23 protein-coding genes are annotated in these 26,846 nt (G+C 45.1%); 10 read left to right on the forward strand and 13 right to left on the reverse strand.

Going from position 1 to position 26,846, the window contains the following annotated elements:
- Nucleotides 1–10: 10 nt before the first annotated feature.
- From FHW36_RS01835 to FHW36_RS01850, 4 genes are read right to left on the reverse strand one after another with little or no spacing between them, the layout of a single operon-like run.
- Nucleotides 11–2,365, reverse strand: a complete 2,355-nt coding sequence (locus FHW36_RS01835; protein WP_145661355.1) for an ABC transporter permease — start codon at nucleotides 2,363–2,365, stop codon at nucleotides 11–13.
- Between the two features lie 2 nt (nucleotides 2,366–2,367).
- Nucleotides 2,368–4,776, reverse strand: a complete 2,409-nt coding sequence (locus FHW36_RS01840; RefSeq protein ID WP_145661359.1) for an ABC transporter permease — start codon at nucleotides 4,774–4,776, stop codon at nucleotides 2,368–2,370.
- 29 nt (nucleotides 4,777–4,805) lie between these two features.
- A complete protein-coding gene (locus FHW36_RS01845) occupies nucleotides 4,806–5,495 on the reverse strand; it encodes an ABC transporter ATP-binding protein (RefSeq protein ID WP_145661362.1) in 690 nt (229 codons plus the stop codon).
- Nucleotides 5,496–5,541: 46 nt separating this feature from the next.
- Nucleotides 5,542–6,789 (reverse strand): efflux RND transporter periplasmic adaptor subunit, encoded by a 1,248-nt coding sequence (locus FHW36_RS01850; RefSeq protein WP_145661365.1) that lies wholly within the window; start codon nucleotides 6,787–6,789, stop codon nucleotides 5,542–5,544.
- A 153-nt stretch (nucleotides 6,790–6,942) separates the two neighbouring features.
- On the opposite strand from FHW36_RS01850, the gene FHW36_RS01855 reads away from it, so the two are divergent.
- The 5 genes from FHW36_RS01855 to FHW36_RS01875 all read left to right on the forward strand — a co-directional run bounded on the left by FHW36_RS01855 (nucleotide 6,943) and on the right by FHW36_RS01875 (nucleotide 13,050).
- On the forward strand, nucleotides 6,943–8,355 hold the full coding sequence (locus FHW36_RS01855; RefSeq protein ID WP_246121040.1) for a sigma-54-dependent transcriptional regulator: 1,413 nt from the start codon (nucleotides 6,943–6,945) through the stop codon (nucleotides 8,353–8,355).
- 12 nt (nucleotides 8,356–8,367) lie between these two features.
- Nucleotides 8,368–9,708, forward strand: a complete 1,341-nt coding sequence (locus FHW36_RS01860) for a sensor histidine kinase (protein WP_145661368.1) — start codon at nucleotides 8,368–8,370, stop codon at nucleotides 9,706–9,708.
- A 42-nt stretch (nucleotides 9,709–9,750) separates the two neighbouring features.
- The gene (locus FHW36_RS01865; RefSeq protein ID WP_145661371.1) at nucleotides 9,751–10,458 is read left to right on the forward strand and encodes a lysoplasmalogenase; all 708 of its coding nucleotides are present in this window, start codon (nucleotides 9,751–9,753) and stop codon (nucleotides 10,456–10,458) included.
- A 67-nt stretch (nucleotides 10,459–10,525) separates the two neighbouring features.
- Complete coding sequence (gene nadB / locus FHW36_RS01870) at nucleotides 10,526–12,124, forward strand: L-aspartate oxidase (protein ID WP_145661374.1); 1,599 nt, start codon at nucleotides 10,526–10,528, stop codon at nucleotides 12,122–12,124.
- 53 nt (nucleotides 12,125–12,177) lie between these two features.
- Entirely contained in the window at nucleotides 12,178–13,050 is an 873-nt protein-coding gene (locus FHW36_RS01875; RefSeq protein ID WP_145661377.1) for a lysophospholipid acyltransferase family protein, read from the forward strand.
- Nucleotides 13,051–13,059: 9 nt separating this feature from the next.
- Here the strand turns inward: FHW36_RS01875 and FHW36_RS01880 are convergent, their stop codons facing one another.
- The 5 genes from FHW36_RS01880 to FHW36_RS01900 form a co-directional block, all read right to left on the reverse strand.
- A complete protein-coding gene (locus tag FHW36_RS01880) occupies nucleotides 13,060–13,551 on the reverse strand; it encodes a BON domain-containing protein (RefSeq protein WP_145661380.1) in 492 nt (163 codons plus the stop codon).
- A 105-nt stretch (nucleotides 13,552–13,656) separates the two neighbouring features.
- Nucleotides 13,657–15,060 (reverse strand): MBL fold metallo-hydrolase, encoded by a 1,404-nt coding sequence (locus FHW36_RS01885; RefSeq protein ID WP_145661383.1) that lies wholly within the window; start codon nucleotides 15,058–15,060, stop codon nucleotides 13,657–13,659.
- Between the two features lie 134 nt (nucleotides 15,061–15,194).
- Nucleotides 15,195–15,554: an ArsR/SmtB family transcription factor gene (locus tag FHW36_RS01890; RefSeq protein WP_012788619.1), complete on the reverse strand. Its 360-nt coding sequence runs from the start codon at nucleotides 15,552–15,554 to the stop codon at nucleotides 15,195–15,197.
- A gap of 213 nt (nucleotides 15,555–15,767) precedes the next feature.
- Nucleotides 15,768–16,445, reverse strand: a complete 678-nt coding sequence (gene tsaB, locus FHW36_RS01895) for a tRNA (adenosine(37)-N6)-threonylcarbamoyltransferase complex dimerization subunit type 1 TsaB (RefSeq protein WP_145661386.1) — start codon at nucleotides 16,443–16,445, stop codon at nucleotides 15,768–15,770.
- An 8-nt stretch (nucleotides 16,446–16,453) separates the two neighbouring features.
- Complete coding sequence (locus FHW36_RS01900; protein WP_145661389.1) at nucleotides 16,454–17,119, reverse strand: 3-hydroxyacyl-CoA dehydrogenase family protein; 666 nt, start codon at nucleotides 17,117–17,119, stop codon at nucleotides 16,454–16,456.
- A gap of 99 nt (nucleotides 17,120–17,218) precedes the next feature.
- On the opposite strand from FHW36_RS01900, the gene FHW36_RS01905 reads away from it, so the two are divergent.
- The gene (locus FHW36_RS01905) at nucleotides 17,219–17,599 is read left to right on the forward strand and encodes a RidA family protein (protein ID WP_145661392.1); all 381 of its coding nucleotides are present in this window, start codon (nucleotides 17,219–17,221) and stop codon (nucleotides 17,597–17,599) included.
- 110 nt (nucleotides 17,600–17,709) lie between these two features.
- On the opposite strand, the gene FHW36_RS01910 is transcribed toward FHW36_RS01905, so the two are convergent.
- The 4 genes from FHW36_RS01910 to FHW36_RS01925 all read right to left on the reverse strand — a co-directional run bounded on the left by FHW36_RS01910 (nucleotide 17,710) and on the right by FHW36_RS01925 (nucleotide 22,727).
- On the reverse strand, nucleotides 17,710–19,380 hold the full coding sequence (locus FHW36_RS01910) for a L,D-transpeptidase family protein (protein WP_145661395.1): 1,671 nt from the start codon (nucleotides 19,378–19,380) through the stop codon (nucleotides 17,710–17,712).
- Between the two features lie 188 nt (nucleotides 19,381–19,568).
- Entirely contained in the window at nucleotides 19,569–21,119 is a 1,551-nt protein-coding gene (locus tag FHW36_RS01915; RefSeq protein WP_145661398.1) for an Rne/Rng family ribonuclease, read from the reverse strand.
- Between the two features lie 453 nt (nucleotides 21,120–21,572).
- The gene (locus tag FHW36_RS01920; protein ID WP_145661400.1) at nucleotides 21,573–22,415 is read right to left on the reverse strand and encodes a tetratricopeptide repeat protein; all 843 of its coding nucleotides are present in this window, start codon (nucleotides 22,413–22,415) and stop codon (nucleotides 21,573–21,575) included.
- A gap of 24 nt (nucleotides 22,416–22,439) precedes the next feature.
- On the reverse strand, nucleotides 22,440–22,727 hold the full coding sequence (locus FHW36_RS01925) for an HU family DNA-binding protein (RefSeq protein ID WP_073084475.1): 288 nt from the start codon (nucleotides 22,725–22,727) through the stop codon (nucleotides 22,440–22,442).
- A gap of 219 nt (nucleotides 22,728–22,946) precedes the next feature.
- On the opposite strand from FHW36_RS01925, the gene mutY reads away from it, so the two are divergent.
- The 4 genes from mutY to gldD all read left to right on the forward strand — a co-directional run bounded on the left by mutY (nucleotide 22,947) and on the right by gldD (nucleotide 26,778).
- Nucleotides 22,947–24,020: an A/G-specific adenine glycosylase gene (gene mutY, locus FHW36_RS01930; protein ID WP_145661403.1), complete on the forward strand. Its 1,074-nt coding sequence runs from the start codon at nucleotides 22,947–22,949 to the stop codon at nucleotides 24,018–24,020.
- A gap of 198 nt (nucleotides 24,021–24,218) precedes the next feature.
- Nucleotides 24,219–24,677 carry a single-stranded DNA-binding protein gene (locus FHW36_RS01935; protein WP_145661406.1) on the forward strand — a complete coding sequence of 153 codons (459 nt, stop codon included), beginning with the start codon at nucleotides 24,219–24,221 and terminating at the stop codon, nucleotides 24,675–24,677.
- 132 nt (nucleotides 24,678–24,809) lie between these two features.
- Nucleotides 24,810–26,147 (forward strand): gliding motility-associated protein GldE, encoded by a 1,338-nt coding sequence (gldE, locus tag FHW36_RS01940; RefSeq protein ID WP_246121041.1) that lies wholly within the window; start codon nucleotides 24,810–24,812, stop codon nucleotides 26,145–26,147.
- Between the two features lie 28 nt (nucleotides 26,148–26,175).
- On the forward strand, nucleotides 26,176–26,778 hold the full coding sequence (gldD, locus tag FHW36_RS01945) for a gliding motility lipoprotein GldD (RefSeq protein WP_145661411.1): 603 nt from the start codon (nucleotides 26,176–26,178) through the stop codon (nucleotides 26,776–26,778).
- Nucleotides 26,779–26,846 lie beyond the last annotated feature (68 nt).

The raw sequence follows: 26,846 nt of genomic DNA on the forward strand, positions 1-26,846 counted from the left end.
ATACGCTCAATTATTCCGCCTTTAAAGAATGTACCGGATTAGCCAATGCTGCTTTCACCGATTGATAGCTCACCGTCGCCATTGCAATTAATACAGCCACTACCCCTGCCGCAATAAAAATCCAGACCGACAAATCCGTATGATAAGCAAACCCCGATAACCAGGTATTCATCAGGTACCAGCTGACTGGCGCCGCCAGCAAAATGCCTAACAATACGAGTAAAAGGAATTCCCTGGAAAGCAAGGTGGTTACACTCATGACAGAGGCTCCCAATACCTTGCGTATGCCAATCTCCTTCTTACGTTGCTCCGCAGTGAAAACAGATAACCCAAACAAACCAAGGCAGGAAATCAATACCGCTACGACAGCAAATACCTGGGCCAGCTTTCTCAGCATGGTTTCCGATTGATACATATTGTCGAATGCTTCATCCATGAAATGATATTCTACCGGGTAGCCAGGATTCATCATGTCAAAGATTTTTTCTATCGATGCTACCTGCGTGGTCACATCTCCCTTGGCTAACCTTACCATCAAGAAGCTATTAACAGGAGTCAGCATCATCACCAGCGGCTTAATATTCTCATGCATAGAACTGAAATGAAAATCCTTCACTACGCCTATGATCTTTCCTTCACCATTCCAGAAGGAAATTTTCCGACCTATTGGATTTGTCATATTCATAATACGGGCGGCAGTTTCATTGATAACATAGGTGTTGCTGTCGGTCGGAAAATCCTTCGAGAAAAACCGGCCTTCTTTCATACTCATTCCCATGGTAGTCAGGTAATCATATCCTACCTGGAGCGGTGCGGTGCCCAGTACCAGCTTTTCAGGTTTACCTTCCCAACTCAGGTCAGCACTGGTACCACCAATGGTGATAGGCAGGAAACTGCTGTAGGTAAATGATTGTACCTGGGGTAATTGCGCCAGGGATTGTTCAATCACTTTCTGTTTTCCCAGGAAATTTTCTTCCAGGGGTACATACAAAATATTTTCCCGTGCTACACCTATATTTCGGTGGTAGATATATTGCATCTGGTTGTAAATCACCAGGCTGCTCACAATGAATATAAAAGAGAGCACAAACTGCAATACCACCAGGTTTTTACGGAACAGCGTAGCGCCGCCGCCGGTACTTACATCTCCCTTCAGCACTTTTACCGGTAAAAAGCGGGATAAAACAAAGGCAGGATAACTACCGGCCAGCAACCCGGTAACCACAATGACCAACAACAATAACAACAGGTATTGGCCGGTAACCGGCAGGGTAAACGTGATATGTTTGCCTGTAAAGTTATTGAAGACAGGCATCAGCAGCCACACCACCACTGCCGCCGAAAGCGCCGCAATGACACACATCAATATCGCCTCGCCGGTAAATTGCAGGATCAGGGAAATCCTGGTAGCACCCATAGATTTACGCACCCCTACTTCACGGGCCCGTCTGGAAGCCTGCGCAGTAGAGAGATTCATAAAGTTGATACAGGCAATAGCCAGTACAATCAACGCTGTAATCAGGAACAAGCGTACATATTCGATACGTCCGCCGCTTACTTTTCCATTGTCGTATTTACCATACAGGTAAGTATCTTCAAAAGGTTGTAACCAAAGCTGGTTTGTATTATCTTTATTTTTGCCTCTATAGTACTGCTGCATCTTCGCCGTTAACTGTGCGGCATCCGCTCCGGGCTTCAGTACCATATAATTGTTAATGGAATAACTGCCAGGCTTTAGCAGCCACGGATCTGCCTGTATAGTCAATGCCATCGGCAGCACATAATCGAACCGGATGGATGAATTAGTTGGCGCATCTTTAGCTACGCCGGTAATCTGTAAACTCCGGCCATCTTCAAGGGTGATCATCTTCCCTATCGGGTCTTCTTTGGCAAAATATCGACCGGCAACAGCTTCCGAAATTACGATAGCATTAGGTTGGGAAAGCACCGTATTCTTATCTCCCGACACCAGCGGGAAATCAAACTCGGTAAACAGGTTACCAGTGGCGTATATGACATGCTTGCCCTTTATTTTATTTGTTCCCGTTCTGTACAACAGGTTATCGTACGACTCCCTTACCTGCACATTGGCTGTTACTTCAGGGAAGGTATGCCTCAGGTCATCTCCCAGCACAACCGGCGTGGTGGTGAGGGTACGAACGCCTCCCCAGTCGGCATTTACCGCCAGTAAATAAATATCCTTCCCCTTCTTGTGAAACTTGTCGAAGCTATACTCATCCAACACCCAGCAAAACAGAAACATACTTACCGCCATGCCAAAGGCCAGCCCTGCAATATTGAGAGCGGCAAAAAATCGGCTTCTCGTCAGGTTTCTCCAGGCTACACGGAAATAGTTCTTCATCATGATTATTCAGATCTAAGTGATTTTACTGGATTCATTAATGCAGCGCTTACCGACTGGAGGCTCACCGTACACCAGGCAATCAATATTACTGTAATAGCAGTGCAGGCAAATACCCACCATTCCAGGTATATTCTGAAAGCAAAATGCTGCAGCCATTTCTCCATACCATACCACGCAATAGGTGAGGCTATGCAGATACCGGTTAATACCAGGGTGAGAAAATCTTTCGATAACAACAGGGAGATATTGGCCACTGAGGCCCCCAACACTTTCCGTATACCAATTTCTTTAGTACGCTGGCGGGAAATAAGCATAGATAAACCCAGTAATCCCATACAGGCAATGAAGATAGCCAGGCCGGAAAAAATACCAAACAGCCTTCCCAATACATGCTCGCTGGCATATTGCGCCTGTATATCTTTTTCAACGAAAGTATAGTTCAAGGGTTCGTCAGGGATCATACTGCTCCATACTTCGTCCACATGTTTCAGTACTGTTTGCTGGTCGCCAGAAGCCAGGCGCAGGGTAATAATAGGAGACTCCGTTGGTTTTACCATGTAAATAATGGGGTCTACCGGCGTGCGCAGGTTGCGAAAATTGAAATCCTCCACCACTCCTATAATAGTGCCATGCCGCGAGGTATAACCGGGCCTCCATTCAATTCTTTTGCCAACCACATCCCCTTTAAAGCCCAGCCGCCGGGCAGCAGCCATATTTATAATAAAAGCATCGGTGGAATCTGTAGCCATTGCCGGGTTAAAATCACGGCCAGCCGCCAGTTTTATACCAGTAGTTTTAAGGAGATCGAAATCAGACTGGATGATTCCCGCCAGAAAAGCTTCTTTGTCGTTGCCTCCTTCATGCACAACAGGGTTATTGTTAAACACGCCATTACCCATGAGGATATTATGCCTGGAAGCCGCCTGTACTCCAGACAAGCGTAGAAAAGATGATTTCAGCAGGTCAGCTTTGGATAGATCGGCATCTGACAGGTATACGTTCACCAATTGCTCCTTATCGAAGCCCAGGTTCTTTTTCTGCCAGAAACGTAGCTGTGAGTATACCACTACCGTGGCTATAATCAGGGCTACCGCTATGGCAAACTGTGCTACCACCAGGCTCCTCCTGATTAATATCCTGGATCCGGAGGCAATGAAATTTCCTTTCAGCACCTTTACCGGGATAAGTCCCGAAAGGTACAATGCCGGATAACTGCCGGCAATCAAACCTACCACCAACACCAACAATACCAGGGCCATGTATACTACCGAATCGGCGGCATTGAACAACGACAGGCTTTTACCGGTAACGCTGTTAAAGGTGGGCATCAGTATTGCCGCTGCCAGCAATGCCAGCAGGAAAGATATAGCTGTAATAAGTAATGATTCTGTGAGAAACTGATAAATAAGACTCTTTCTCTCTGCGCCCAATGCCTTTCGTAATCCTACTTCTTTGGCCCTTTCATGCGCGCGGGCAGTAGTCAGGTTCATAAAGTTGATACAGGCAATTAACACCAGGAAAGCGGCGATAACAATATATAACCAGATCAGCGGCATTTTGTCCACAGTTCCCATATCGCCACGCGGGTGCAGATGTACATTTTTCAGCGGTTGTAAGTGCAGGGAAAATCTAATTCCTATTTTGGCCAGCAAGCCACTGAGGTAATGGTTTACAAAACTCTTCAACTCAGGCGCCAGCTTGGCAGGATCTGTATGATCTGCCAGTTGTACATAGGTGACCGTATTACTGAACATAAACCATTGATGCTCTATGTCGTTGCCGGCCTTATTGGATTCCGCTACCAGGGTGGTAAAGGACATCACCATGTCCATTTTCAGATCGGTATTGTCCGGCATATCCTTCGCCACACCCGTAACTGTACAAATGAAATTAGCCACCTTCATGGGTTTGCCCATAGGCGACTCATTTCCAAAGTACTTCCTGGCCGCCGATTGGGTGAGTACAATACTATAGGGTTCCTTCAGTACAGTGGTTGCGTTACCCTCTACCAACGGATAGTTAAAAACCTGGAAAAAACCCGCATCTGCATAGCCTGCATTTTCATCCCAGATCTTCTTATCTCCAACGGTAACCAATAAACTTCCCGGAGCATTAATACGCACAGCCTCCCTGATACTACTGATATCTTTTTTCAGATTAGGCGCCAGCGGAAACTGCGTAGTGGCATCATAATCCGTGGTACCAACGCTGGAACGGGTGGTTTCCGTAGTAACCCGGTAAATATTTTCGGGATGGTGATGGAATGTATCAAAACTCAGCTCATCACGTACATACAGCACAATCAACATACAGCAAGCCATGCCAACGGTTAATCCGGCAACATTGATGGCTGTAATAAATTTGTGGCGCTGCAAGTGGCGGACAGCGATTTTGAAATAACTCCGAAGCATTGTAATGTGGTTTTAGAATGGCGAAAAAATCACACGTGAAATTGCTCCTTGATATTTTCTGTTACTACTCTTCCGTCAAACAGGTTAATAATGCGGTGAGCAAATCCAGCGTCATAGGGCGAGTGTGTTACCATGATCAACGTAGTACCCGCGTTATTCAGCTCCTGTAACAGTTTCATTACCTCTTCCCCGTTAGAGGAATCCAGGTTACCTGTAGGCTCATCCGCCAGTATCAGGTTAGGTTTAGCTACTACCGCACGGGCTATAGCCACCCTTTGTTGTTGACCACCAGACAGCTGTTGCGGGAAGTGATTACGGCGATGCATAATATTCATACGCTCCAGCACTTCTTCTACTTTCCCTTTTCTTTCTGCTGCCGGCACTTTCAGGTATAATAGTGGCAACTCCACATTTTCGTAAACCGTTAACTCATCGATCAGGTTAAAGCTCTGGAATACAAAGCCAATAGAGCCTTTACGAAGCTGCGCCCTTTGCCGTTCACTCATACGCGCTACTTCCTTATCCCAGAAGTGGTATTCACCATCACTCGGGTTATCTAATAAACCTAAAATATTCAATAAAGTAGACTTACCACATCCGGATGGACCCATGATGGCAACAAATTCTCCATCTTGTATTTCCATGTTAATACCATTGAGGGCAGTGGTTTCTACCTCTTCTGTTGTAAACAACTTCTGTAAGTTAACAGTACGTATCATACCTGTAGTTTGTTTTTAATACTAGTTTATGTAAAATGGATGATGCTTAAAAAGATAAAACGTCTTTATTTCCAAAGTTTTCGTAGGATGAAGTGATTACCTGGTCGCCGGGTTGTAATCCTTCCAATACCTCAAAATACAAAGGATTTTTTCTGCCAAGTGAAATATTCCGTTTTACGGCACGCTTACCGCTTTTATCTACCACGTATACCCAGTTACCACCGGTATCGGAGAAGAAACCACCCAGCGGTAACAGCGTAGCTTCGGCAGACTTACCCAGCACCAGGCGGATAGGAGAGGATTGTCCACGACGGATCCCTTCAGGTGTATTTTTTTCAAAATTCATATCAGCCTGAAAACGACCACTTTTTACTTCCGGATATACTTTGGTAACCACCATATCATAGGTTTTTCCATCAAATTCGAACGAAGCTTTCAAACCGGCAAATACCTGGGAAACATAATGTTCATCGATATCCGCGCGCAGCTTAAACCCATTCAGGTCATCGATCTGGCCAATGTTCTGGCCGGCGGTAATGCTAGACCCCACTTCAACGTCGATAGAAGACAACTGTCCTGATACAGGAGCCCTTACAATCAGGCTGTTCAGGTTTTCTCTCATCAGCTCCAGGTTGTGCTGGGTACGGGCCAGGGTCCCTTCCAGCTGCGTAATCTGCATCTTGGCATTGTCTTGCTGGTATTTCTGTGATTGTAACTGGATATCTTTCTGGCGCAGTAAGCCTTCCAGCTCAAATTTATTCTTATTAAACTCCTGTCGGGCGACTATCTTTTCTTCTACCAGCTGTTTGTTACGATCATATAAATCCTGTGCAGCAGCGATTTTCGCGTCTATATCGGAAATTGTTTGCTGCATGGTAAATTCCTGTTGACGGATATTTAGCCGGGTATTCTGCAGTTCATTACGTAAACGGTAGATCTCTGTTTCGTGGTTAACAAAGTCCATCATCATATGCTGGTTATCTAGCCGTAAAATAGAGTCCCCTTCCTTTACCATGCTACCTCCATCCAGGTATTTACGGCTTACATACCCGCCTTCAATGGCATCCAGGCGGATGGTCTTCAATGGCATTACTACCGCAGTAACCGCAATATATACGTCAAAAGTGCCTTTTTTAACTGCTGAGATAGTGATCTTGTCTTTTTCTACATTGAGGGTAGCGCGGTGGTCGGCGAAAATCAGCGTATATAGTAGCAACATAGCTACTGCTGCTCCACCACCAATCATCATGATGCGCTTTTTATTCCAAAACTTCTTTTCTATTTTTCTGTCCATGTTATTTTAGCGAAAAGTTTGCTGAACCCAGAAAGTCAATCCACATGCCAAAGCGCAAAACGCTCTACCAGCAATGGATTCATGGAATACGCTCTAAAAAAAACGTCCTTTGTCGGACAAGGGGTGTCCATAATCGGACACTTTTAAAAGTTCATGAAATTAGCTGTGGCTTTGAATGAATCTTTGTTTAATATTGTCACCTATTCACTTACGCATATGATTACCATGCAACCAGCTAAGATTTTAATTGTAGATGATGATGTAGATGTTTTACGTGCCGCCCGCCTGTTATTGAAAAGACATTTTGAACAGGTTGATTTTGAGAAGAATCCGCAAAAAATCCCCTACCTCGTATCCAATTTTGACTACGATGTAATTCTGCTTGATATGAACTTCACCCGCGACCTAAGCAGCGGGAAAGAAGGCTTTGAGTGGCTGGACCGGATACTGGATATCAAACCAGAAACGGCAGTGGTACTGTTTACCGCCTATGGCGATGTGGAAATGGCCGTAAGGGCTATTAAAGCCGGGGCCGTCGACTTTGTACTCAAGCCATGGGAAAATGAAAAGTTACTGGCCACCATTCAGAACGCCTACAATAAAAGAGTAGCTGGACAAGATAAACCGGCTGCCGCCCTTCATCATCCCGGCAACCAGATTATCGGCAAAAGCCCCGCTATGCTGGCCGTGTTTGATACCGTATCCAGGGTAGCCGCCACCGACGCCAATATCCTTATCCTCGGGGAAAATGGCACCGGTAAAGATATGCTGGCCCGGCAAATACACGCACAATCCAATCGCAATAATAAACCCTTCGTTAGCGTAGACCTGGGTGCCATCAGCGAAACCCTCTTTGAAAGCGAATTGTTTGGCCACGTAAAAGGTGCCTTCACCGACGCCCGCGAAGACCGCAACGGCCGCTTCGAAGAAGCCAACGGAGGTACTATCTTTCTCGATGAAATCGGGAATATCTCTATCCCCTTCCAGGCCAAGCTGCTGACCGTTTTACAAAACCGGTCTGTTACCAAAGTGGGTTCCAATAAAAATATACCCATAGACGTTAGACTCATCTGCGCTACCAACCGCAACATACAGCATCTGGCAGCCCAGCACCTGTTCAGACAGGATTTGCTCTACCGTATCAACACCATCGAAATACACCTCCCCCCACTGAGAGAACGCGTGGAAGATATTATTCCGTTGGCAGAACATTTTATGCAACTGTACCGCGACAAATACAAACGCCCGGTAAATAGTATGCATGACTCACTGGTTACCCAACTACAGCGATACGACTGGCCGGGTAATATCCGTGAACTACAACATGCCATTGAAAGAGCCGTTATTCTCTCCCAGGGAAAAACATTACAACCAAAAGATGTGTTTGTAAAAAATAACAATAACGCCGACCAGGCCATGGATACCGGCTACAACCTGGAAGAAATGGAACGAAATATCATTTCCCAGGCCATGAAAAAATGTAACGGCAACATCACAGAAGCCGCCAGGGAACTGGGACTAAGCAGGGCCGCACTCTATAGAAGACTTGAAAAATATAATCTGTAGCCGCCGCGCCACATGAATCGCTTCAGCATCAATATCGGGTTAAGGGTTATCCTGCTGGCAATTTCCATAGCAGGGGCCATCTGGCTGTATATGCACAATATGCAGCCACTGTCTTTTTTGCTGACACCCCTGGTGTTACTGCAGTTATATGGCATTTACTATTACCTGAACAGGATTAACCGGAAATTGACCCTGTTCCTGGAATCCATCCGGTACGAGGATTTTTCTATCCGCTTCAGCGCCGACAACAAGCTGGGCAAAAGCTTCAGCATGCTCAATCACCAATTTAACGAGGTGCTGGAAGCGTTCCGTCAAACCAGGGCGGAAAAAGAGGCCAATCTCAAATACATCGACACCATTGTACAACACATCAGTATCGGCGTATTATCTTTCGATACTGAAGGAAAAATAGAACTGATCAACCCTGCCGCCTTCCGGCTGATGGGCATCTACCGGCTCAGGAATATCCATGAACTGAAAACCGTACACCCCGGCCTGGCAGAACTCCTGATGGAACTGCCCTCCGGCAATAAAACCCTGTATGCCACCAGGCAGGAACAACAGCTGTCGATACACGCGGCTACCGTACGGTTACAAGGGCGGCTGGTAAAGCTCATCTCTATACAAAACATCCATTCAGAACTGCAGAAAAAAGAACTGGAAGCCTGGCAAAACCTGACGAAGATATTGCGTCATGAAATCATGAACTCTGTGACGCCAATTGTATCCTTAATTAGCACCATGCAGGAAATCGTCGACCTGGACATTGCCCCTGGCGCGCAACACCAGGAGGGCATCTCAGACTTACGGGAAGCCCTGCAAACCGTTGAAAGCCGTAGCAAGGGCATCATGAACTTTGTGAACGCCTACCGCGATTATACCACACTCCCACAACCACAATTTACCAGCGTAAACGTAAAAACATTGATCACCTCCGTGGGCAGCCTTTTCCAGGCAGACATGAAACAGGCAGGTATCCAGTTTAATGTAAAAATAGACGCGGAAAACCTGGAGCTGCACGCCGATGTATCGCAGCTGCAAATGGTATTGATCAATCTTGTTAAAAATGCCATGGACGCGCTGGAACACACACCCAATGCGAATATCAGCCTGAAATTATACCAAAATAACATCCAGCAGATCTGCATAGAAATCACCGACAATGGCCCCGGCATTGATGAAGATGCCATGAATAAAATCTTTATTCCCTTCTTCACTACCAAAAAGAAAGGATCGGGTATTGGCCTGAGCTTATCTCAACAAATCATACAAATGCATGGTGGCCAGCTAAAAGCTATCAGTCCGGGCGCTAACGGCAACGGTACTACGTTTTATATTTTACTCAATACTTAGCCCGATATTGCTTACATTTAGTAACAGGTAACTTTGTTATTTATGTTTCGTACGGGAAGCTTCATTATCTATTTTTTGGTGTTACTGGTTGATATCCTGTTCATTGCAACGGATTATGCATCACTGCGTTTTCTCAGTAAACCATTGTTGATGCTGTTACTGATTGTATACGTGTTATACGTGCCGGTGAAAATCCCTCGTGATTATCGCATTCCGTTGCTACTGGCACTCTTTTTCTCTTCCATAGGCGATGACCTGTTACTATTTAGCAGTCTTTTTTTACCCGGGCTGGGAAGCTTCCTGTTGGCGCATGTAATGTATATTATTTTCTTTCTGAAAATACGCTACAGCAATCCCCCGGTTCCGTCCTGTAAATATCCGCTCATTTTCCTCCATGCGGCGATCATCATTTTCTTCATTTTATACCTGGCTCCTCACCTGGGTAACTTAGCCATTCCAGTTATTATTTACGCCCTCACCATTTCCGTAATGGTGCAGAGTGTGCTGCATGCCTTTCATTTCCGGCGTCAGCCGGCTGCCTGGTATTGCCTCATTGGCGCGCTGTTATTTATGTTCTCCGACTCGCTCATTGCGGTGGGTAAATTCGTTCATCCCCTATGGGGCGGCGACATCCTGGTAATGCTTACCTATGGCATTGCACAATGGGGGCTGGTAATTGGCAGCACAGAGTATTTCGCCGGAAAAAACCGTCCGTTGCAGGTAAGTCCCGAGGGATTGATAGCACCATAATGCCTCCCCTATCCTCCATGTTGCTAAATCGTAATTTTTAATTCCTATTGATTACTTTTGTCTTACTATGCAACAAACAGATTTTCTTGTCATCGGTTCAGGGATTGCAGGGCTCACTTATGCGCTCAAAGTCTCACAGCAATGCCCGGATAAAAAGATAACTATCATTACCAAAAGCAGGGAGGATGAAACCAATACCAAGTACGCCCAGGGCGGCGTGGCGGTAGTGAACGACCTGGAAAATGATAGTTTCGAAAAACATATTGAGGACACACTCATTGCCGGTGACGGGCTCTGTAACGAACAGACAGTAAAAATAGTTGTGACTGAAGGCCCGGAAAGGGTCAATGAAATTATTGAATGGGGCGCCAACTTCGACAAAAACGCAGCAGGCGATTTTTCCCTGGGCCGTGAAGGCGGGCACTCTGTTTTCAGGGTTATCCACCACAAAGATGTTACCGGCAAAGAAATAGAGCGTGCCCTGCTCGAAGCCATTCATGCCCGGCCCAACATTGAACTGGTCACCCATTGCTTTGTAGTAGACCTCATCACCCAACATCACCTGGGCTATCTGGTCACCAAATCTACGCCTGATATTGAATGCTATGGCGTATACGTACTCAATCTTGCTACCAATCAAATAGAAAAAATACTGTCTAAGGTAACGTTACTCGCTACAGGTGGTAACGGGCAGGTCTATCGCACCACTACCAACCCCAATATCGCCACTGGCGATGGCGTGGCCATGGTATACCGCGCTAAGGGCCGTATCGAAAACATGGAGTTTATCCAGTTTCACCCTACCGCCCTTTACGAGCCAGGCGTAAGCCCCTCCTTCCTGATCACAGAAGCAGTACGGGGCGATGGTGGCATTTTAAGGAATATTCACGGGGAAGATTTCATGCATAAATATGATCCCCGTCTGTCGCTCGCTCCCCGCGATATTGTGGCCAGGGCTATCGATAGCGAAATGAAAATTACCGGTACGGAACATGTGTACCTCGACTGCCGGCATATGGATATGGAGAAATTCATTCACCATTTCCCCAATATCTACGAAACCTGTAAAGCAGCAGGTATTGACATCAGTACCCAAATGATCCCGGTAGCACCCGCTGCACACTATAGTTGCGGAGGTATCAAAACCAACGAATGGGGACTTACCTCTATCCGTAACCTGTACGCCTGTGGCGAATGCGCCAGCACCGGCCTTCATGGCGCCAACCGCCTCGCTTCCAACTCCCTGCTCGAAGCCATGGTATTTGCGCATCGTTGCTTTATGGATGCTACCAGCAAGATAGACTTGATTGATTTTAAAGAGAATGTCCCCGACTGGGTAGCTACCGGCACAACGGCGCCCAAAGAAATGATCCTCATCACGCAAAGCCTGAAAGAGCTCAAGCAGATCATGAGCGATTACGTAGGGATTGTAAGAACAGATGTGCGCTTGCAAAGAGCCTCCCGCCGCCTCGATATCCTGCACGAGGAAACGGAAGACCTCTACGAAAAAACCACCTTATCCCCGCAACTATGCGAATTGCGGAACCTGATTACTGTGGGCTACCTGATCGTAAAAGGCGCTGCCTTCCGTAAAGAAAGCAGGGGACTTCACTACAATACCGATTATCCGTTTAAATGCGAGCTGGTTCAAAACATCGTGCTGTAAGCTAAACAGCTGTATTTCATTACCTTTGCGTCGGATTTACAACAATCAGGCATATGTATTATCTGCTACTGGCTTTTTGCTATAGTCTTTCCATATTACCACTTCCGGTACTATACTTTATCAGTGATGCGCTGTATGTGTTAGTGTATCATATCATCGGCTATCGCAAAAAAGTAGTGATGGCAAATCTAGCCCAGGCATTCCCGGATAAGTCGAAAGAAGAAATTACTGCGATCGCCAAAAAGTATTATCATAATCTTACCGACATGATGGTGGAAACCATCAAGCTGCTGACCATGAGCAAAACACAGCTGCAAAAGCGCTTCCGCTGTGATCTTAGCGTGCTGCATAAATTATATGCAGAAGGTAAAAGCTGTCAGCTGCACCTGGGACATAACTTCAACTGGGAATGGGCCAACCTGCTTTGCATGCAGGGCGTTAACTTTCCTTTCCTGGTAGTATATATGCCCTTAACCAGCAAACCGGCAGACCGCATGTTCCGCCATTTCCGGGAAAAATTCGGCACCATTCTCATTCCTGCCAATGATATGGGCAACAGCATGAAAGCCTGGCTCAACAAGCAATACCTGATTGCCCTCGTGGCCGATCAGAATCCAGGTAATCCCCGCAGCTGCTATTGGTATCCTTTCCTCAACAAGATGACGCCTTTCTATAAAGGACCAGAAATGGGCGCCAAAAGAAGCAATATCCCTGTGGTATTTGTAGATATCCGTAAAGTAAAAAGAGGTTATTACAATGCTACGTTAACACTGGCTTTCGAAAATCCACAACAGGAACCAGAAGGAAAAATTACCGAAGCGTTTGTCCGCTACCTGGAGAAGAATATTCATGAACAGCCTGAAGTATGGGTATGGAGCCACCGGCGCTGGAAACATACCTACCCCGGGCCGAAGAATGGTAACTAAAAAGGTCGCTTATTTCCCTTTCACATGGTTAACAACTTTCTTATTGGCAGCCTGCTTTGCCAGCTGCACTATTTTGCGTAGTTGCTTTCTTTTCGCAGTACCGTCCAACGTTATTTCTCCCGCCGAAACAGTGACGGTGATATCGGTAAATCCATTGGCGACGTACACGGAATCTAATTTCTTTTTCAGCAACTGATCCGGGTCAACGATAACAGCTGTTTGCGGCGGCGGTGCTGCGGGCAGTGGTGCTTTCACGGTGATGTTGTCCTGTACCGACTTAATACCTTTTACGCCCCGGAGCGCATCTTCCGCAGCGGATTTGGCAACTTCGTCGCTCACTTCCCCACTCAGGATAACTATCCCGTTTTTTACATCCGCGGTGATCCCCGGCACCAGGCTCAGTTTTTCGTTTACTTCTTTTTTAAGGGCCGAATCGGATGGCTGACAGGCGAACAAACATACGCCCAAACATAAAGAGGCTATCAGGCTTTTGTTAATCATTCCCCAACATTTTATTCCAGAAGTTAACAAATACACGGGGAATAGCCAAAAAAGAGGAGCGGCAACCTGGTGGCCACCGCTCCGGCATTTAATGATATATAACGATTAGTTGAGTACTGTTTTTTCCTGCACTACCTGTAATCCTTTCTGGTCTTTCATTTTAGCGAAACCGCCTTCTACGTTACGCAGGTTGTGGATACCTTCTCTTTTCATGATAGAGCAGGCAATGATACTGCGGTAACCACCCTGGCAATGCACGTACAGGTTATGGCTATCTTCAAAATCAGCAATCTTGCCAGGATCAACCATGTCGCCCAGGGAAATATTGATAGCATTTTTGATATGACCATCTGCAAATTCAATGGGTTTGCGTACGTCTATGATCACCAGGTTGGGATCGTGCGGAATATCCATGGCCAGTTCATCTGCTTCTACAGTGATGATCATGTCGATAGCTTCTCCGGAGGCAGCCCAGGCAGGATAACCACCTTCCAGGTAACCTACTACATTGTCGAAGCCTACTCTCGCCATTCTTACCACAGTTTCTTCTTCCTGGCCGATAGGCGCTACCAGGATAATATCCTGGTCAAATGGTAACAGGCTACCAGCCCATTCAGCGAAACGGCCTTCCAAGCCAATGCTGATGGCGCCAGGTACAAATCCATCACCAAATTCCTTAGCCGGGCGGGTATCCAGGATCAGGGCGCCAGCTTTTGCTTTCGCTTTAAATGCAGTGGGATCAAGTGGCTGCATCGCCTTTTCCATCACGGCTTTCAGCGCATCATAACCCTCTTTGTTGATCTTCGCGTTAATCGGGAAATAAGAAGGAGGCGTACTTAAACCACTGGTCACCTGGTCAATAAATTCCTGCTTGTCTGTTGCCAGTAATGCATAGTTGGTCGCTTTTTCATCACCAATGGTGCTGAAAGTGTTTGGTCCCAGGTTTTTACCGCAGGCAGATCCGGGGCCATGCGCCGGGTATACGATCACGTTATCCGGCAAAGTTTTGATTTTATTGTTGAGAGAATCAAACAGGTAATCGGCCAGCTCTTCTTTGGTTAAATTACCGCTAAACAGATCCGGGCGACCTACATCCCCTACGAATAAGGTATCTCCGGTGAATACCGCATAAGGCTGTTGCTTTTCATCAGACAGCAGGTAGCAGGAAGATTCCAGGGTGTGACCGGGTGTATGCAGTACTTTCATTGTTACTGCTCCAATGTTGAAAACTTCGTTGTCGTTGGCGACATATGTTTCGAAGTTGGTTACTGCGCCAGGACCATAAACGATTTTTGCGCCCGTGGCGGCAGCGAGTTCCAGGTGTCCTGAAACAAAGTCCGCATGAAAATGCGTTTCAAAAATGTATTGAATGGTTGCGTTGTGTTCTTTTGCCAGATCAAGATAAACCTCGATATCTCGTAACGGGTCTATCACAACCGCTACTCCTTCAGATGCAATGAAGTAAGCAGCTTCTGACAAACAGTTGGTGTACAATTGTTTTACGAACATGGTTTTTGATTTTGACAAATTTACAACTTCTCCGGCGCTCCGCTTATGGATAAAATCTATACCAAAATAAAAAAGTAGCCATAAAGGCTACTTTTTTATATAATGTTTTCCGTATGTGATACGGACCAATACTTTTAACCAACAAGTTCTTCCACGAACTTCGCCACTTCAGCAATACGTTGCTTGTTGATGGTGTAGTGAATAAACTTACCATCTCTTTCTGTAATTACAATGCCTGCACGCCTTAAAATGGCCAGGTGCTGTGACGCTACTGATTGTTCCAGACGCAATTTCACATAGATCTCTGTCACAGTCATTTTCTTGTGGTCTTCCAGCAGTTTAATCATCTGCTGGCGCAGCTTATGGTTGATAGCACGCAAAACCATAGCGGCTTTCTTAACGGCAATGTAATCCAATTTGATCTGGTCTTTTTCATTGGTACCTCTAGAAATAATAAGAGTATTAGAAGAGGTAGTTAATAATGTTTTTTCCATCGCATAATAGTTTTAAAAAAATGATGAAATGAAAGGGATCAACGGACAGTACTCGCAAACAGTTAGACAACAATTGCGGTTATCGATTTATACAAAAATATAATATCTATCACAATAAAAAAAATTTCCATACCTTATTTTATCATATATAACCCCCGGATACTTGCAAATTAGATGTAATTTGACTGTTCTATGACAAATCAAACATATGTGTTAGGGTTTCTGGGGAGAAAAGAAGGGTTTCAGGTAAAAAGGACTGAAATAAGCCAGATCAACGAACTGTTTTTTCTCGAACGCCTGCGCTGAAAGCAACGCCATATGCGCGGCATTTATCACATATTTTGCAAAAATAGCATTTTTAGGAGAAGATAACATCAATTCCCATTTGGGGCTACCATCTCCAAAGAAATAAATCTTCTTTTCGGCCAATGATGCTTCTAATAAATGAGGCTCCAGGATCATCGCCTGTGGTGCCATCACCTCCTGTAGCTGGGCATCATAGATCGCCATGAATACCTCCTGTCTGCGGGCATCCAGCATCGGACAATACCAGGCAGCAGTATCTTTTACTTCTGCCAATAATCCCTGCGCCATCATCTGTAGCGTGGAAACCGCCAGCAGCGGCTTATTCCACGCATAGCATAATCCTTTGGCCGTAGCCACACCCACACGTAAACCCGTATACGAACCCGGACCCGCGCTCACCGCCACAGCATCCAGATCCTTTGCACTAATCCCCTGGTCCTTTAATATCTGTTGTACAAATAAGATCATTGCAGCAGCATGATCCTGTTGCTTTTCGTTTACCAGTGTCTGTACCTCTTGCCCATCGCGGGAAAGGCTTACCGAACCAATAGTAGTAGCGGTATCTATATTTAATATGAGTGCCATGGAAAAAATTAAATCGCTTCGTATGCTGTTTGCAGCGCCCCCGCTACGGCATAACGGTCATCGCCGGTAACATCGTGCACTGCTTTTAATACTTCATATACATGCCTGATCCCAATCCGCTCGCTCCACTCAAAAGGCCCATACGGATAATTGGTGCCTAAGCGCATGGAGATATCGATATCTTCCCGGGAAGCAATACCCTCTTCCAGCGCCAGGTAGGCTTCATTAATCATCATACATATTACCCTGGGAGTAACCATTCCGATAGCGTCCGCTACCAGGGCGTATTCCCAGCCCAACTCGTGCATAATATCATCTATTGTTTCCTGTTGCCCTTCGTCCATTACCGACACTTCTGTTACCGGCATGCCCACAAAACCAGGCAGAAAATTACAGCCCATAATATTAAAACCTTGCTCAAACGCATACTGGTTCATAATTTCAGCCAGCGAGGTTTTTACCATTCCTGCCAGTACCGGCACCGCCGGGTTCTTTGCATATACCGCGGCATGCTCAGGCCGGTCATCGAAAGTAAGATCCAGCACCAGGTCGAATACTTTCAACGATAAAACCTCTTCCAGGCTCGTTTTCCACTGTATTTCATGATGCTTGGCTATTCCCTTCTGCTGCAATTCTTCAAACCGTTGCGCATCTGCTATTACCAGGATATTCATGCGTTAAATTTCGGCAAACCTAATAAAGAATCATTAATTAACGTACATCTGTCCCTACAGACATTTGTACGTTCTTATTTATTATTTACTTTCGTTTCTATGGAAAAGCAAATTATTAATACTCCCAATGCGCCCGCTCCTATCGGGCCTTATAACCAGTCTGTAAAAGTGGGAAATACCCTCTATGTATCCGGACAAATTCCGCTGGAACCAGCTTCAGGTAACCTGGTTACTTCAGGCATCTCAGATGAAACGCATCAGGCGATGAAAAACCTGGAAGCAGTACTTACTGCCGCCGGTATGAGTTTTCAAAACGTAGTTAAAACCACTATCTTCTTAACAGATATGCAAACTTTCCCACAGGTGAATGAAGCATATGGCAGCTATTTTACCAGCGACTTTCCAGCCCGGGAAACCGTTCAGGTAGCAGCCCTGCCTAAAGGCGTAAATGTGGAAATATCTGTAATAGCGGTAGACTAATAAAGCGAAAAGCAAAAAGCTATTATAGCGAATGATCAATGCAAATTTCTAATATCTGCAAAGCCCATCCCCTATAATAGCTTTTTGTTTTTCACTTTATGCTTTCAGCGCTATTTGCCAAATAAGGTAGCCGCCAGCTTCTGGTCGTGGCCATATACATCATCCCTGAAATTCAGCTGGCCATTGTGATCTACGAAGGCAGTGAAGTAAACAATAAATACCGGCACCTTATCTTTCACCGTCACAAATTTTTCTTTTCCGGCATTCATTAAGTCGTCTATCTTCTGGGAGGTCCAGGAAGAATCATCGCGCAGTAACCATTCTGCCAGATGTTTGGGCTCTGAAACCCTGATGCAGCCGTGGCTGAAAGAACGCTTGTTTTCTCCAAACAAATAACGTGCAGGGGTATCATGCAGGTAAATATTATACTCATTGGGAAACAGGAATTTCACCTTACCCAGGGAGTTTTTGCCACCTGGCTTCTGACGTACCACATAAGGGAAATTTCCGCCGGAATACTTGCTGAAATTGATGGATCCGGGAGCCACCACCTTGCCGCTGGCGCCCACTATTTCCATATTCTGCCTGGCCAGGTAGCTGCCAGCGCCACGTTTTAAACCCGGTAATACTTCTTTGGACAAGATACCCGGAGGTACATTCCAGTAGGGGCTAAACACGATATAACGCAGTTCTTTGGTAAATATCACAGTATTGGCCCCCGGCTTACCCACAACTACATTTGCACTCCAGGCCAATTTGCCTTTTTCATATGCATGCATTTTAAACTGCGGAATGTTTACCAGGATATAGTCTGTAGTTGGCTCTATAGGCACCCAGCGTAAACGCTCCATGTTCAGCAATATTTTCCGGATACGCTCTTCTACCGGCACATTCAGCGCATCGAGTACATTCTTATTGATAAGGCCATCTACTTTTATTCCCATCCGGTCCTGGAAACCCCGAACTGCTGTGTCCAGCGCAGCAGTAAAGCGTTGGCTGCTATCCGTTCCGGGCAAATCGCCAAAGGCTTCCAGCCTGTATTTTACCTGGGCAATTACTGCTGCTGAATCACCCTTTTTAAAGCTTTTAGCGCTTGTCCGGATAGAATCCCATTTATTACCTGTAGCTATTTTAGCCAGTTTTTTCAGCTGTTGACGCAGTAGAATATACTGGCTGTTTACCGGCTCATCGTCTTCAAAGGCATTATTCTTCTTGGCCACCATCGAGTCCAGCAGGCTTTCCATATCAATCTTCTTACGTGGAATAAACCATTCCAGGTCCTTGGTAGAATCGGCAGTCAATCCACCCCATACCTTATTACCATAGGCAAAAAATTGTGCGGTGAGCATCATTTCTATACGCGGAATGGCCGTATCGCCGGGCTTCAACCCCGAATCGCTTACCAGCATGGTATCCGTCAGCTGCTGCAGGTCGGGCGTCATCAGGCTACTGTCTTTAATTCCATAAGCAGCGTCATTTTTCATCATATTGATGAAGTTACCCGCTTGCTCTGTTAAACCGTTTTTATCGATCCAGGCATAATGAAAATCGCGTTTGCGATAAAAATTACGGATATATTCATCATAGGCATCATAGGAAGTATTGGCTGTCAGAAACTGGTTTACATAGTTGCTGTCAATCGTCTGATCAATATAGTCCTGCCTGGTATAGTGGGTGGTATCCCTGGTTTTTGTTTTCTTGCGGGTACCGTTCTGCTGCTGGCAGGCAGCGAAAATAATCAGGGACAATAAAACCAGTGAGGCGTAGAAACGTATAGTCATATGCGTAATGGATGTATATTTTATTTACTTTAAAACAATCATGACAATAATATCAATGGGGATAATAGGGTAAATGTATGAAATATATGGTTTTAGAGGCGCAGTATACAAAATGATAAAGCTATTAAACGAATCACCCCCGCGGTTGCGGGGGTGATTCGTTTAATAGCTTTATAGGTTCCTTTTCCTTACAATTTTATTTCTTCATCGTTGGCGTCGAAAAAGCGATATTCAGTAAGATGGTAGTTAGCATCTGCTTTTAATTTGATCCATTTTTTATACTGGAAGTACCATTTCCATTGTTTGGATCCCAGGAATCCCTTAGTCAGGTAAGCATGTAGTATAGGATGTACGCGGATGGTGAGTCCTTTATGCTGGTGATTCAGCAGGTATTGCAGATTTTTTTCAATGTCTTCAAGAATCAGCATGGAGGCACCGATTTTACCTGTTCCCCGGCAGGTAGGGCAATCTTCCGCAACAGATATCGTGATCTCAGGTTTTACCCGCTGGCGGGTAATCTGCATGAGGCCAAATTTCGATATGGGTAAGATGGTATGTTTAGCCCGGTCTTGCGCCATGAATTTTTCCATGGCTTCAAAGATGGCTTTTTTGTTTTCTGGCAGTTTCATATCAATGAAATCAATGATAATGATACCGCCGAGGTCTCTCAGTCTCAGTTGCCGGGCAATTTCTGCGGCGGCTTCCAGGTTGGAGGCGAGGGCATTTTGTTCCTGGTTATTACTGGAGCTCTTATAGCCGCTGTTTACGTCTACTACGTGCAGGGCTTCAGTGGCTTCAATAATGAGGTATACGCCGCTATCGAGGTTAACGGTTTTACCGAAGGAGGCTTTCACCTGCCGGGTAATGCCGAAATTGTCGAAAATGGGCGATCCGTTATTATAGTAGTTAACGATATCAGACTTTTCCGGAGCAATTTTCTGGATATATGTTTTAGCGTCTGTATATATGTTTTTATCGTTGACTACGATACGGTTAAAGCTCTCGTTGAGCAGATCGCGGAGAATACTGGTTGTTTTGGTTTGTTCACTGAGAATCTTCTGCGGAGCCTGGCCGCCATTGAGATTAGCCTGGATATTTTTCCAGGTTTGAACGAGGGTAGTCAGGTCTTCGTGTAATTCTGCTGTTTTCTTTCCTTCAGCGGCGGTGCGGACAATTACGCCAAAGTTGGGCGTTTTGATCGCTTCCACTATTTTCTGCAGCCTTTTTCTTTCTTCGGAAGAGTGGATTTTCTTTGAAACCGCAACAATATCATTAAAGGGTGTTAACACGATAAATCTTCCGGGTAAAGAGATTTCGCAGCTAAGACGTGGGCCTTTAGAAGAAATGGGTTCTTTCAGAATTTGTACGAGGATATTGGGTTTTCCGCCCAGTACGTCCGTAATCTTACCGGTCTTTACTATTTCCGGTTCATTTTTAAATTTAGTGAAGTCAAAACCATCGGGCGTTTTATCGCTGATGGCCATGGCGGTAAATTTAAGAATAGAGCGGATATAGGGGCTTAGATCCGTATAATGTAAAAAGGCATCTTTTTCGAAGCCTACGTCGACAAATGCAGCATTTAAGCCGGGTATCAGCTTTTTTACTTTACCCAGGTACAAATCGCCTACTGCGAAGTTAGGATTGCCACTTTCGTGATGTAATTCAACTAGCTTCTTATCTTCCAGTAACGCAATTTCCACCCCTGTGGGAGCCGCATTTATAATAAGTTCCTTATTCAAGCGTCCAAAATTTTAACCTTTAAAACTTCACCTTTATGTTATGCACACGGCTATTAAGAACAGCTTACTGCATACCAAAACAATAGCTCACCATAAAGTTAGCGTATTTCTTCACGTTCGTGATGATGGATTGCTTAAGGGTTCAGCGATCACTGCAGGCAATGTCCGGAGAGTTCAATTGCGGGATCTATGGAAACAACCTGCATGACTATAGCAATTTAAGAAGTAAATGCTAGAATCATGCAGGATATATGAAAATTTTTATCCGACCACCGCGCCGGGAAAATACCTGATTAGTATAAATGGCGGGAAACTGGAGTAATTATTTCTTCTTACTTTTATGCCGGTTCTTTCTCAGTCTTTTTTTACGCTTGTGAGTGGCAATTTTATGTCTTTTTCTTTTCTTACCGCAAGGCATACGCTGATACGTTTTTAAATGATTGAAAAATAATATTATTTAATGCTCTTAATGTAGCTATCTACTTCCTTCTTCAGTTCCGGATCATTCATGAATTGCTTGCTTTTTTCAAACAATTCAATGGCTTTTTGCTTATCTCCTTTACTTCTATACGATTCCGCCAATACAAATAACACTTTTGCATTATCGGGATGCGCTTTCAGTACCCCTTCCAGTCTTTCGATAGCTTTGTCGTACTGACCTGATGTAATGGCCAGATTAGCTAATGTAACCTGTGCATCTATGTTATCAGGATGAGCAGCAACGACTTCCCTCAGCTTGGCTACTCCTGTCATAGGTTCACCGGTATTCATATATACCATGGCCTGTGATATTTTCAGCGTGTCGTTAGCTGGGTTCAGCTGTATGGCCTGATCAAACAAAGCAATTGCCTGCCCGGCCTCCCATTTTGCAATACGCGGATCTTCTGCGTGTTGCAAGTGGGCTAAAAATAAATTGGCTGCAAAGGTGAGGCTTTTTTCGGAATTTTCCAACTTAGCGGCTTCGCCAAGATAATATGCGGCTACGGGGAGCTGATTCAAACTGTCCCATGTGCTGTACAATTGCTGGTATGCAGCAATCTTCTGGGTTTTTACATCCCCACGAACAACATTGGTTTCAATCGTATTAACCTGTAAAAGTTTGTCAGCAGGAATTTTCCCCTTTGCTATAGCCAGCAGTTCAGAGAAGGCAATAGGTTCCACATCCTGACCACCCTGCATAGGGGCAGCAGATGACATAGGTTTCTTTTCTGACCGGGGCACAGTACGGCCAAAGGCGAATAATATCACCAATAGTGCTACCGCAGCACCCACCAGAAGAACTTGTGATTTTTGCATCGCCTAAAATATTAGGCTGCAAAACTAAGAACTTTTGAGCTTCTTTACCTCAGCAACAAATTCTTTCGAAGGTTTGAATGCCGGAATAAAATGCTCGGGGATCTCCACAGCCACGTTCTTCTTGATGTTACGCCCAATCTTGGCGGCCCTTTTCTTTGTGATAAAGCTACCAAAGCCACGGATATAAATATGTTCTCCGTTAGCAAGTGCTTCTTTCACCTCTTTGAACATGGCCTCAAGAGTGACTAACACATCTACTTTGGGGATGCCGGTTTTTTCAGCAATGTTGTTTATTAAATCAGCTTTTCTCATATGAAAGCGAGAGGATTACTTTACTCTCAAAGTTAATTTAAAAATTCTAATTGCTGAATTTTAAGCAAATAAATTTTATCATTTTTTCTTATAAATGGTATTGGCGATAATTTATATTTATTTGCAGGCCCGGAAATGGGTATCTGTTGTACCTTATAGGGTTTTGTACAGCATTTGCCATATCAATATACTAAATAATTTTATTAAAATAATATATAAATGATATCAGACCGTCATTTTTTTACCGAAAAATTACTGGAATGGAACCGGGACACCAATACCCGCAGCATGCCCTGGAAAGGTGAAAAAAATCCATATAAGATCTGGCTATCGGAAATTATTCTCCAGCAAACCCGCGTGGAACAAGGCTGGCCGTACTATGAACGGTTTATTCAACACTACCCCACTGTTAAAAAACTGGCCGCCGCTCCCGATGAGGAAGTATTCCGCCTCTGGCAGGGCCTCGGCTACTACGCCCGCTGTAAAAATATGCTCGCGGCCGCCCGCCAAATTACCAACATCCACGAAGGAAAATTCCCTGATCAATACGATCAAATCAAAGCACTCAAAGGCATTGGCCCCTATACCGCCGCTGCCATCGCCTCCTTTGCCTTCCATCTCCCCTACGCCGTACTGGATGGTAATGTGTTCAGAGTGCTGGCCCGCTACTTCGGCATAGATACACCGATCGACAGCACCGCCGGCAAAAAACAATTTGATACCCTGGCACAGGAACTGCTCCCCAAAACACATTCCGCCGAATACAACCAGAGCATCATGGACTTTGGAGCAGTTGTATGCAAGCCACAGCAGCCCAGCTGCGATGATTGCCCCCTTCGCAAAAAATGCGTAGCACACCATCAGCAATTAATTTCTCTTCTCCCGGTAAAAACAAAAAAATTACAGATCAAAAAAAGATATTTTAATTACCTCCTGCTTCATTACGGGAATGATATTTTTATCCGGAAAAGAACTGGTAATGATATCTGGCAGAATTTGCACGAGTTCATCCTTATTGAAACTCCTGGCCCTTCAGATGCTGCTACCATTCAATCGTCACCCACCTTTAAAACCATATTAGGCAACATACCTTTCGAATTGGAAGGGGTGTCTGCCCCGCTTAAACAACAACTCACCCATCAAACTATTCATAGTCAGTTCATCAGCCTGTCGGTAAAGCAACGGCCCGATCTGCCGGACTATACGCTGGTACCACGAAACAGCCTGCACAAATATGCGTTTCCCAAAACCATTACTGCTTTCCTGGAAAGCCACCACCTCCAATTATTTTAACCAACACGCATAGAGATAAAAAATATACATTAAACATTCAATCACTTCTACAATAGCCCATAATAATAAAATCCGGCTCCATCCGCTGCCAGTAAGAAATTTTTAGGTATCGATTGGAAAAAAATATTAACTTTAAGAAGGTTGTTTATTTATCGAAGAAGAACTCTTTAACAATAGACTAAAAAAAAACCTACAACTATGAGAGGTGTTAATAAAGTAATCCTGATAGGCAATTTGGGCAGAGATCCGGATGTACAGTTTCTGGAAGGGAATATCGCAGTAGCCAAATTTTCGCTGGCCACTACTGAAACATTTAAAGACAGAGCAGGCAAGCTCATATCACAAACAGAATGGCATACGGTAGTGCTATGGCGTGGACTGGCCGAATTAGCGCAGAAATACCTGCACAAGGGCAGCCTGGTTTACATCGAAGGTCGTTTGCGTACCCGCAGCTGGGAAGACAAAGAAGGCAATAAAAAATTTGCTACCGAAGTTGTAGGAGATAACCTGGTTATGCTGGATAAACGCATGGACCTCAACAACCAAGATCACCCCATACCTCACCATAGCAGCAGCGGTTCCGGTGCGGGCGACAATTTCCCTGGAATGGAAATTCCCCCCTCCCTGAATGAACCCGCAGATGATCTGCCGTTTTAGTTGCAAAAAAATATTAAGTTTTTAATGTACGTAATCCCATATAGGGACATTACTTATATTTGCGTGCAGGGAAAGCAATTCCGTGAATTACTTTCCCCTTATTTTTGATTGTTTACATCAAAGTTGAACATTTTGGGCATCCTTTCGGCAAGCAACGTATCCTATCTTTTACAAGCCAGCACACCTATTGGCACCCCTAACGTGGTGGTGTTCCTGCTTGTTATATTTGTTCTACTGCTGCTTACCTTTATCGTATCCGGAGCAGAGGTAGCTTTCTTTTCCTTGAATTATAAGGACCTGAACGTACTTAAAACCCGGCAAAACGCTTCCGGCAAGCTCATTACCAAACTGCTGGAAAAGCCCAAATCGCTCCTGGCCTCCCTGCAAATAGCCGGAGTATTGCTGATGATCGCCTTTATTATGATCACCAACTACCTCGTAACCCAAATGGAAGACCTGCAAACATTGCCGGTAGTTTCACTGGTGGTACGTATTTCCGCTATCTGCCTCATATTATTGTTTTTCGGACAAATCCTCCCTCGCGTTTGGGCAGCCCAGAATAATATCCGGTTTGCTACCTATTTCGCCTGGTTTGTAAGCCTGATCCATGCCACCATGGAACCGGTAAGCGACTTCTTTGTAAGCCTCAGCGGCAGCCTGGAAGCCAGCCTCTTTCATCGCGGCGCCGGCCCGGTCAATTACCAGGAAATTGACGAAGCCATTGAAATGAGCGTAGACCCTACCGCCTCTCAGGAAGAAAAAAATATCCTGAAAGGCATCCTTAAATTCGGAAACATCACCGTAAAACAGATTATGCGGGGCCGCCTCGATGTAAACGGGGTAGAATACGACAACTCCTTCTCCGACATCATCAAACGGGTGGCTGACCTCCACTACTCCAGGTTACCCGTATATAAAGATAATCTCGACAATATCGTTGGCGTCATCCATACCAAAGACCTGCTGCCTCACCTCGATAAAGGCGACAGCTTTGACTGGCATGAAGTGATGCGCCAGCCTTTCTTTGTACATGGCCATAAATTAATTGAAGACCTGCTCTCTGAATTCCAGAGCAGACGCATGCACTTTGCCGTAGTGGTGGATGAATTCGGCGGTACTTCCGGTATTGTTACACTGGAAGATATCATGGAGGAAGTAATTGGCGATATCAAAGACGAATTCGATGAAGAAGAATTCAACTACAGCAAAGTAGATAACTTCACCTACGTATTTGAAGGCAAAACCATGCTGAACGATGCCTGCCGCATCATGAACATCACTCCCGAAACCTTTGAAGCAGTAAAAGGCGAAAGCGACTCCCTTGGCGGCCTCATATTAGAGCTGGCCGGAAAATTTCCGGAAGAAAACAGCGTTATTAACTACAATAACTTTGATTTTACTGTACTGGAAGTGAATAAAATGCGCATCCAGAAAGTACAGGTCACCATCAGGCCGGATGCCGCTGAATAAGTATAACCGCCTGCTAAATACGCCTAAAATGCCAGATGTAAAAGCAAGGGCCCTCGCCCTGGTATCCCTGTTCATATTACTGTTTACCGCCTGTGAAAATGTGCCCACACCTAAACCTAGGGGCTATTTCCTGATAAAATTGCCGGAAAGACAGTACCGCAAATTCGATATGCCAGGATACCCCTATACATTTGAATATCCCGCATACGCCAATATCGTAAAGGATACCTCCTTCTTTGGAGAAGCTCCCGAAAATCCTTACTGGATCAACGTAGACTTCCCCTCCCTCAATGGAAAGATTTACCTGAGCTATAAAATCATTGGACCAGGCAACAATACCTTCCGTAAACTGGTAGATGATGCCTTTAAAATGACCTATAAACACACCTACAAGGCCGAATATATTGACGAAAATGCGATTCATACGCCCAACCACGTCAATGGTACCTTCTATGAAGTAGGAGGCAATGCCGCCTCGTCCAAACAGTTTTTCGCCACCGATTCCCTCCATCACTTTCTCCGGGGAGCCCTCTATTTCGATGCTACCCCCAATGCCGATTCACTTGCCCCTGTTTACAAATTCCTGGAACAGGATATGTGGCACATGGTGGAAACCCTCCGCTGGAGATAAGCCCGTAATACTGTAACTTTGTGGTCTTATTAAGATTGTCTGTTACACAATTCAGGCGAAAGACCATT

This window comes from Chitinophaga polysaccharea (assembly GCF_007829335.1).
Taxonomy (GTDB): Bacteria; Bacteroidota; Bacteroidia; order Chitinophagales; family Chitinophagaceae; genus Chitinophaga; species Chitinophaga polysaccharea_B.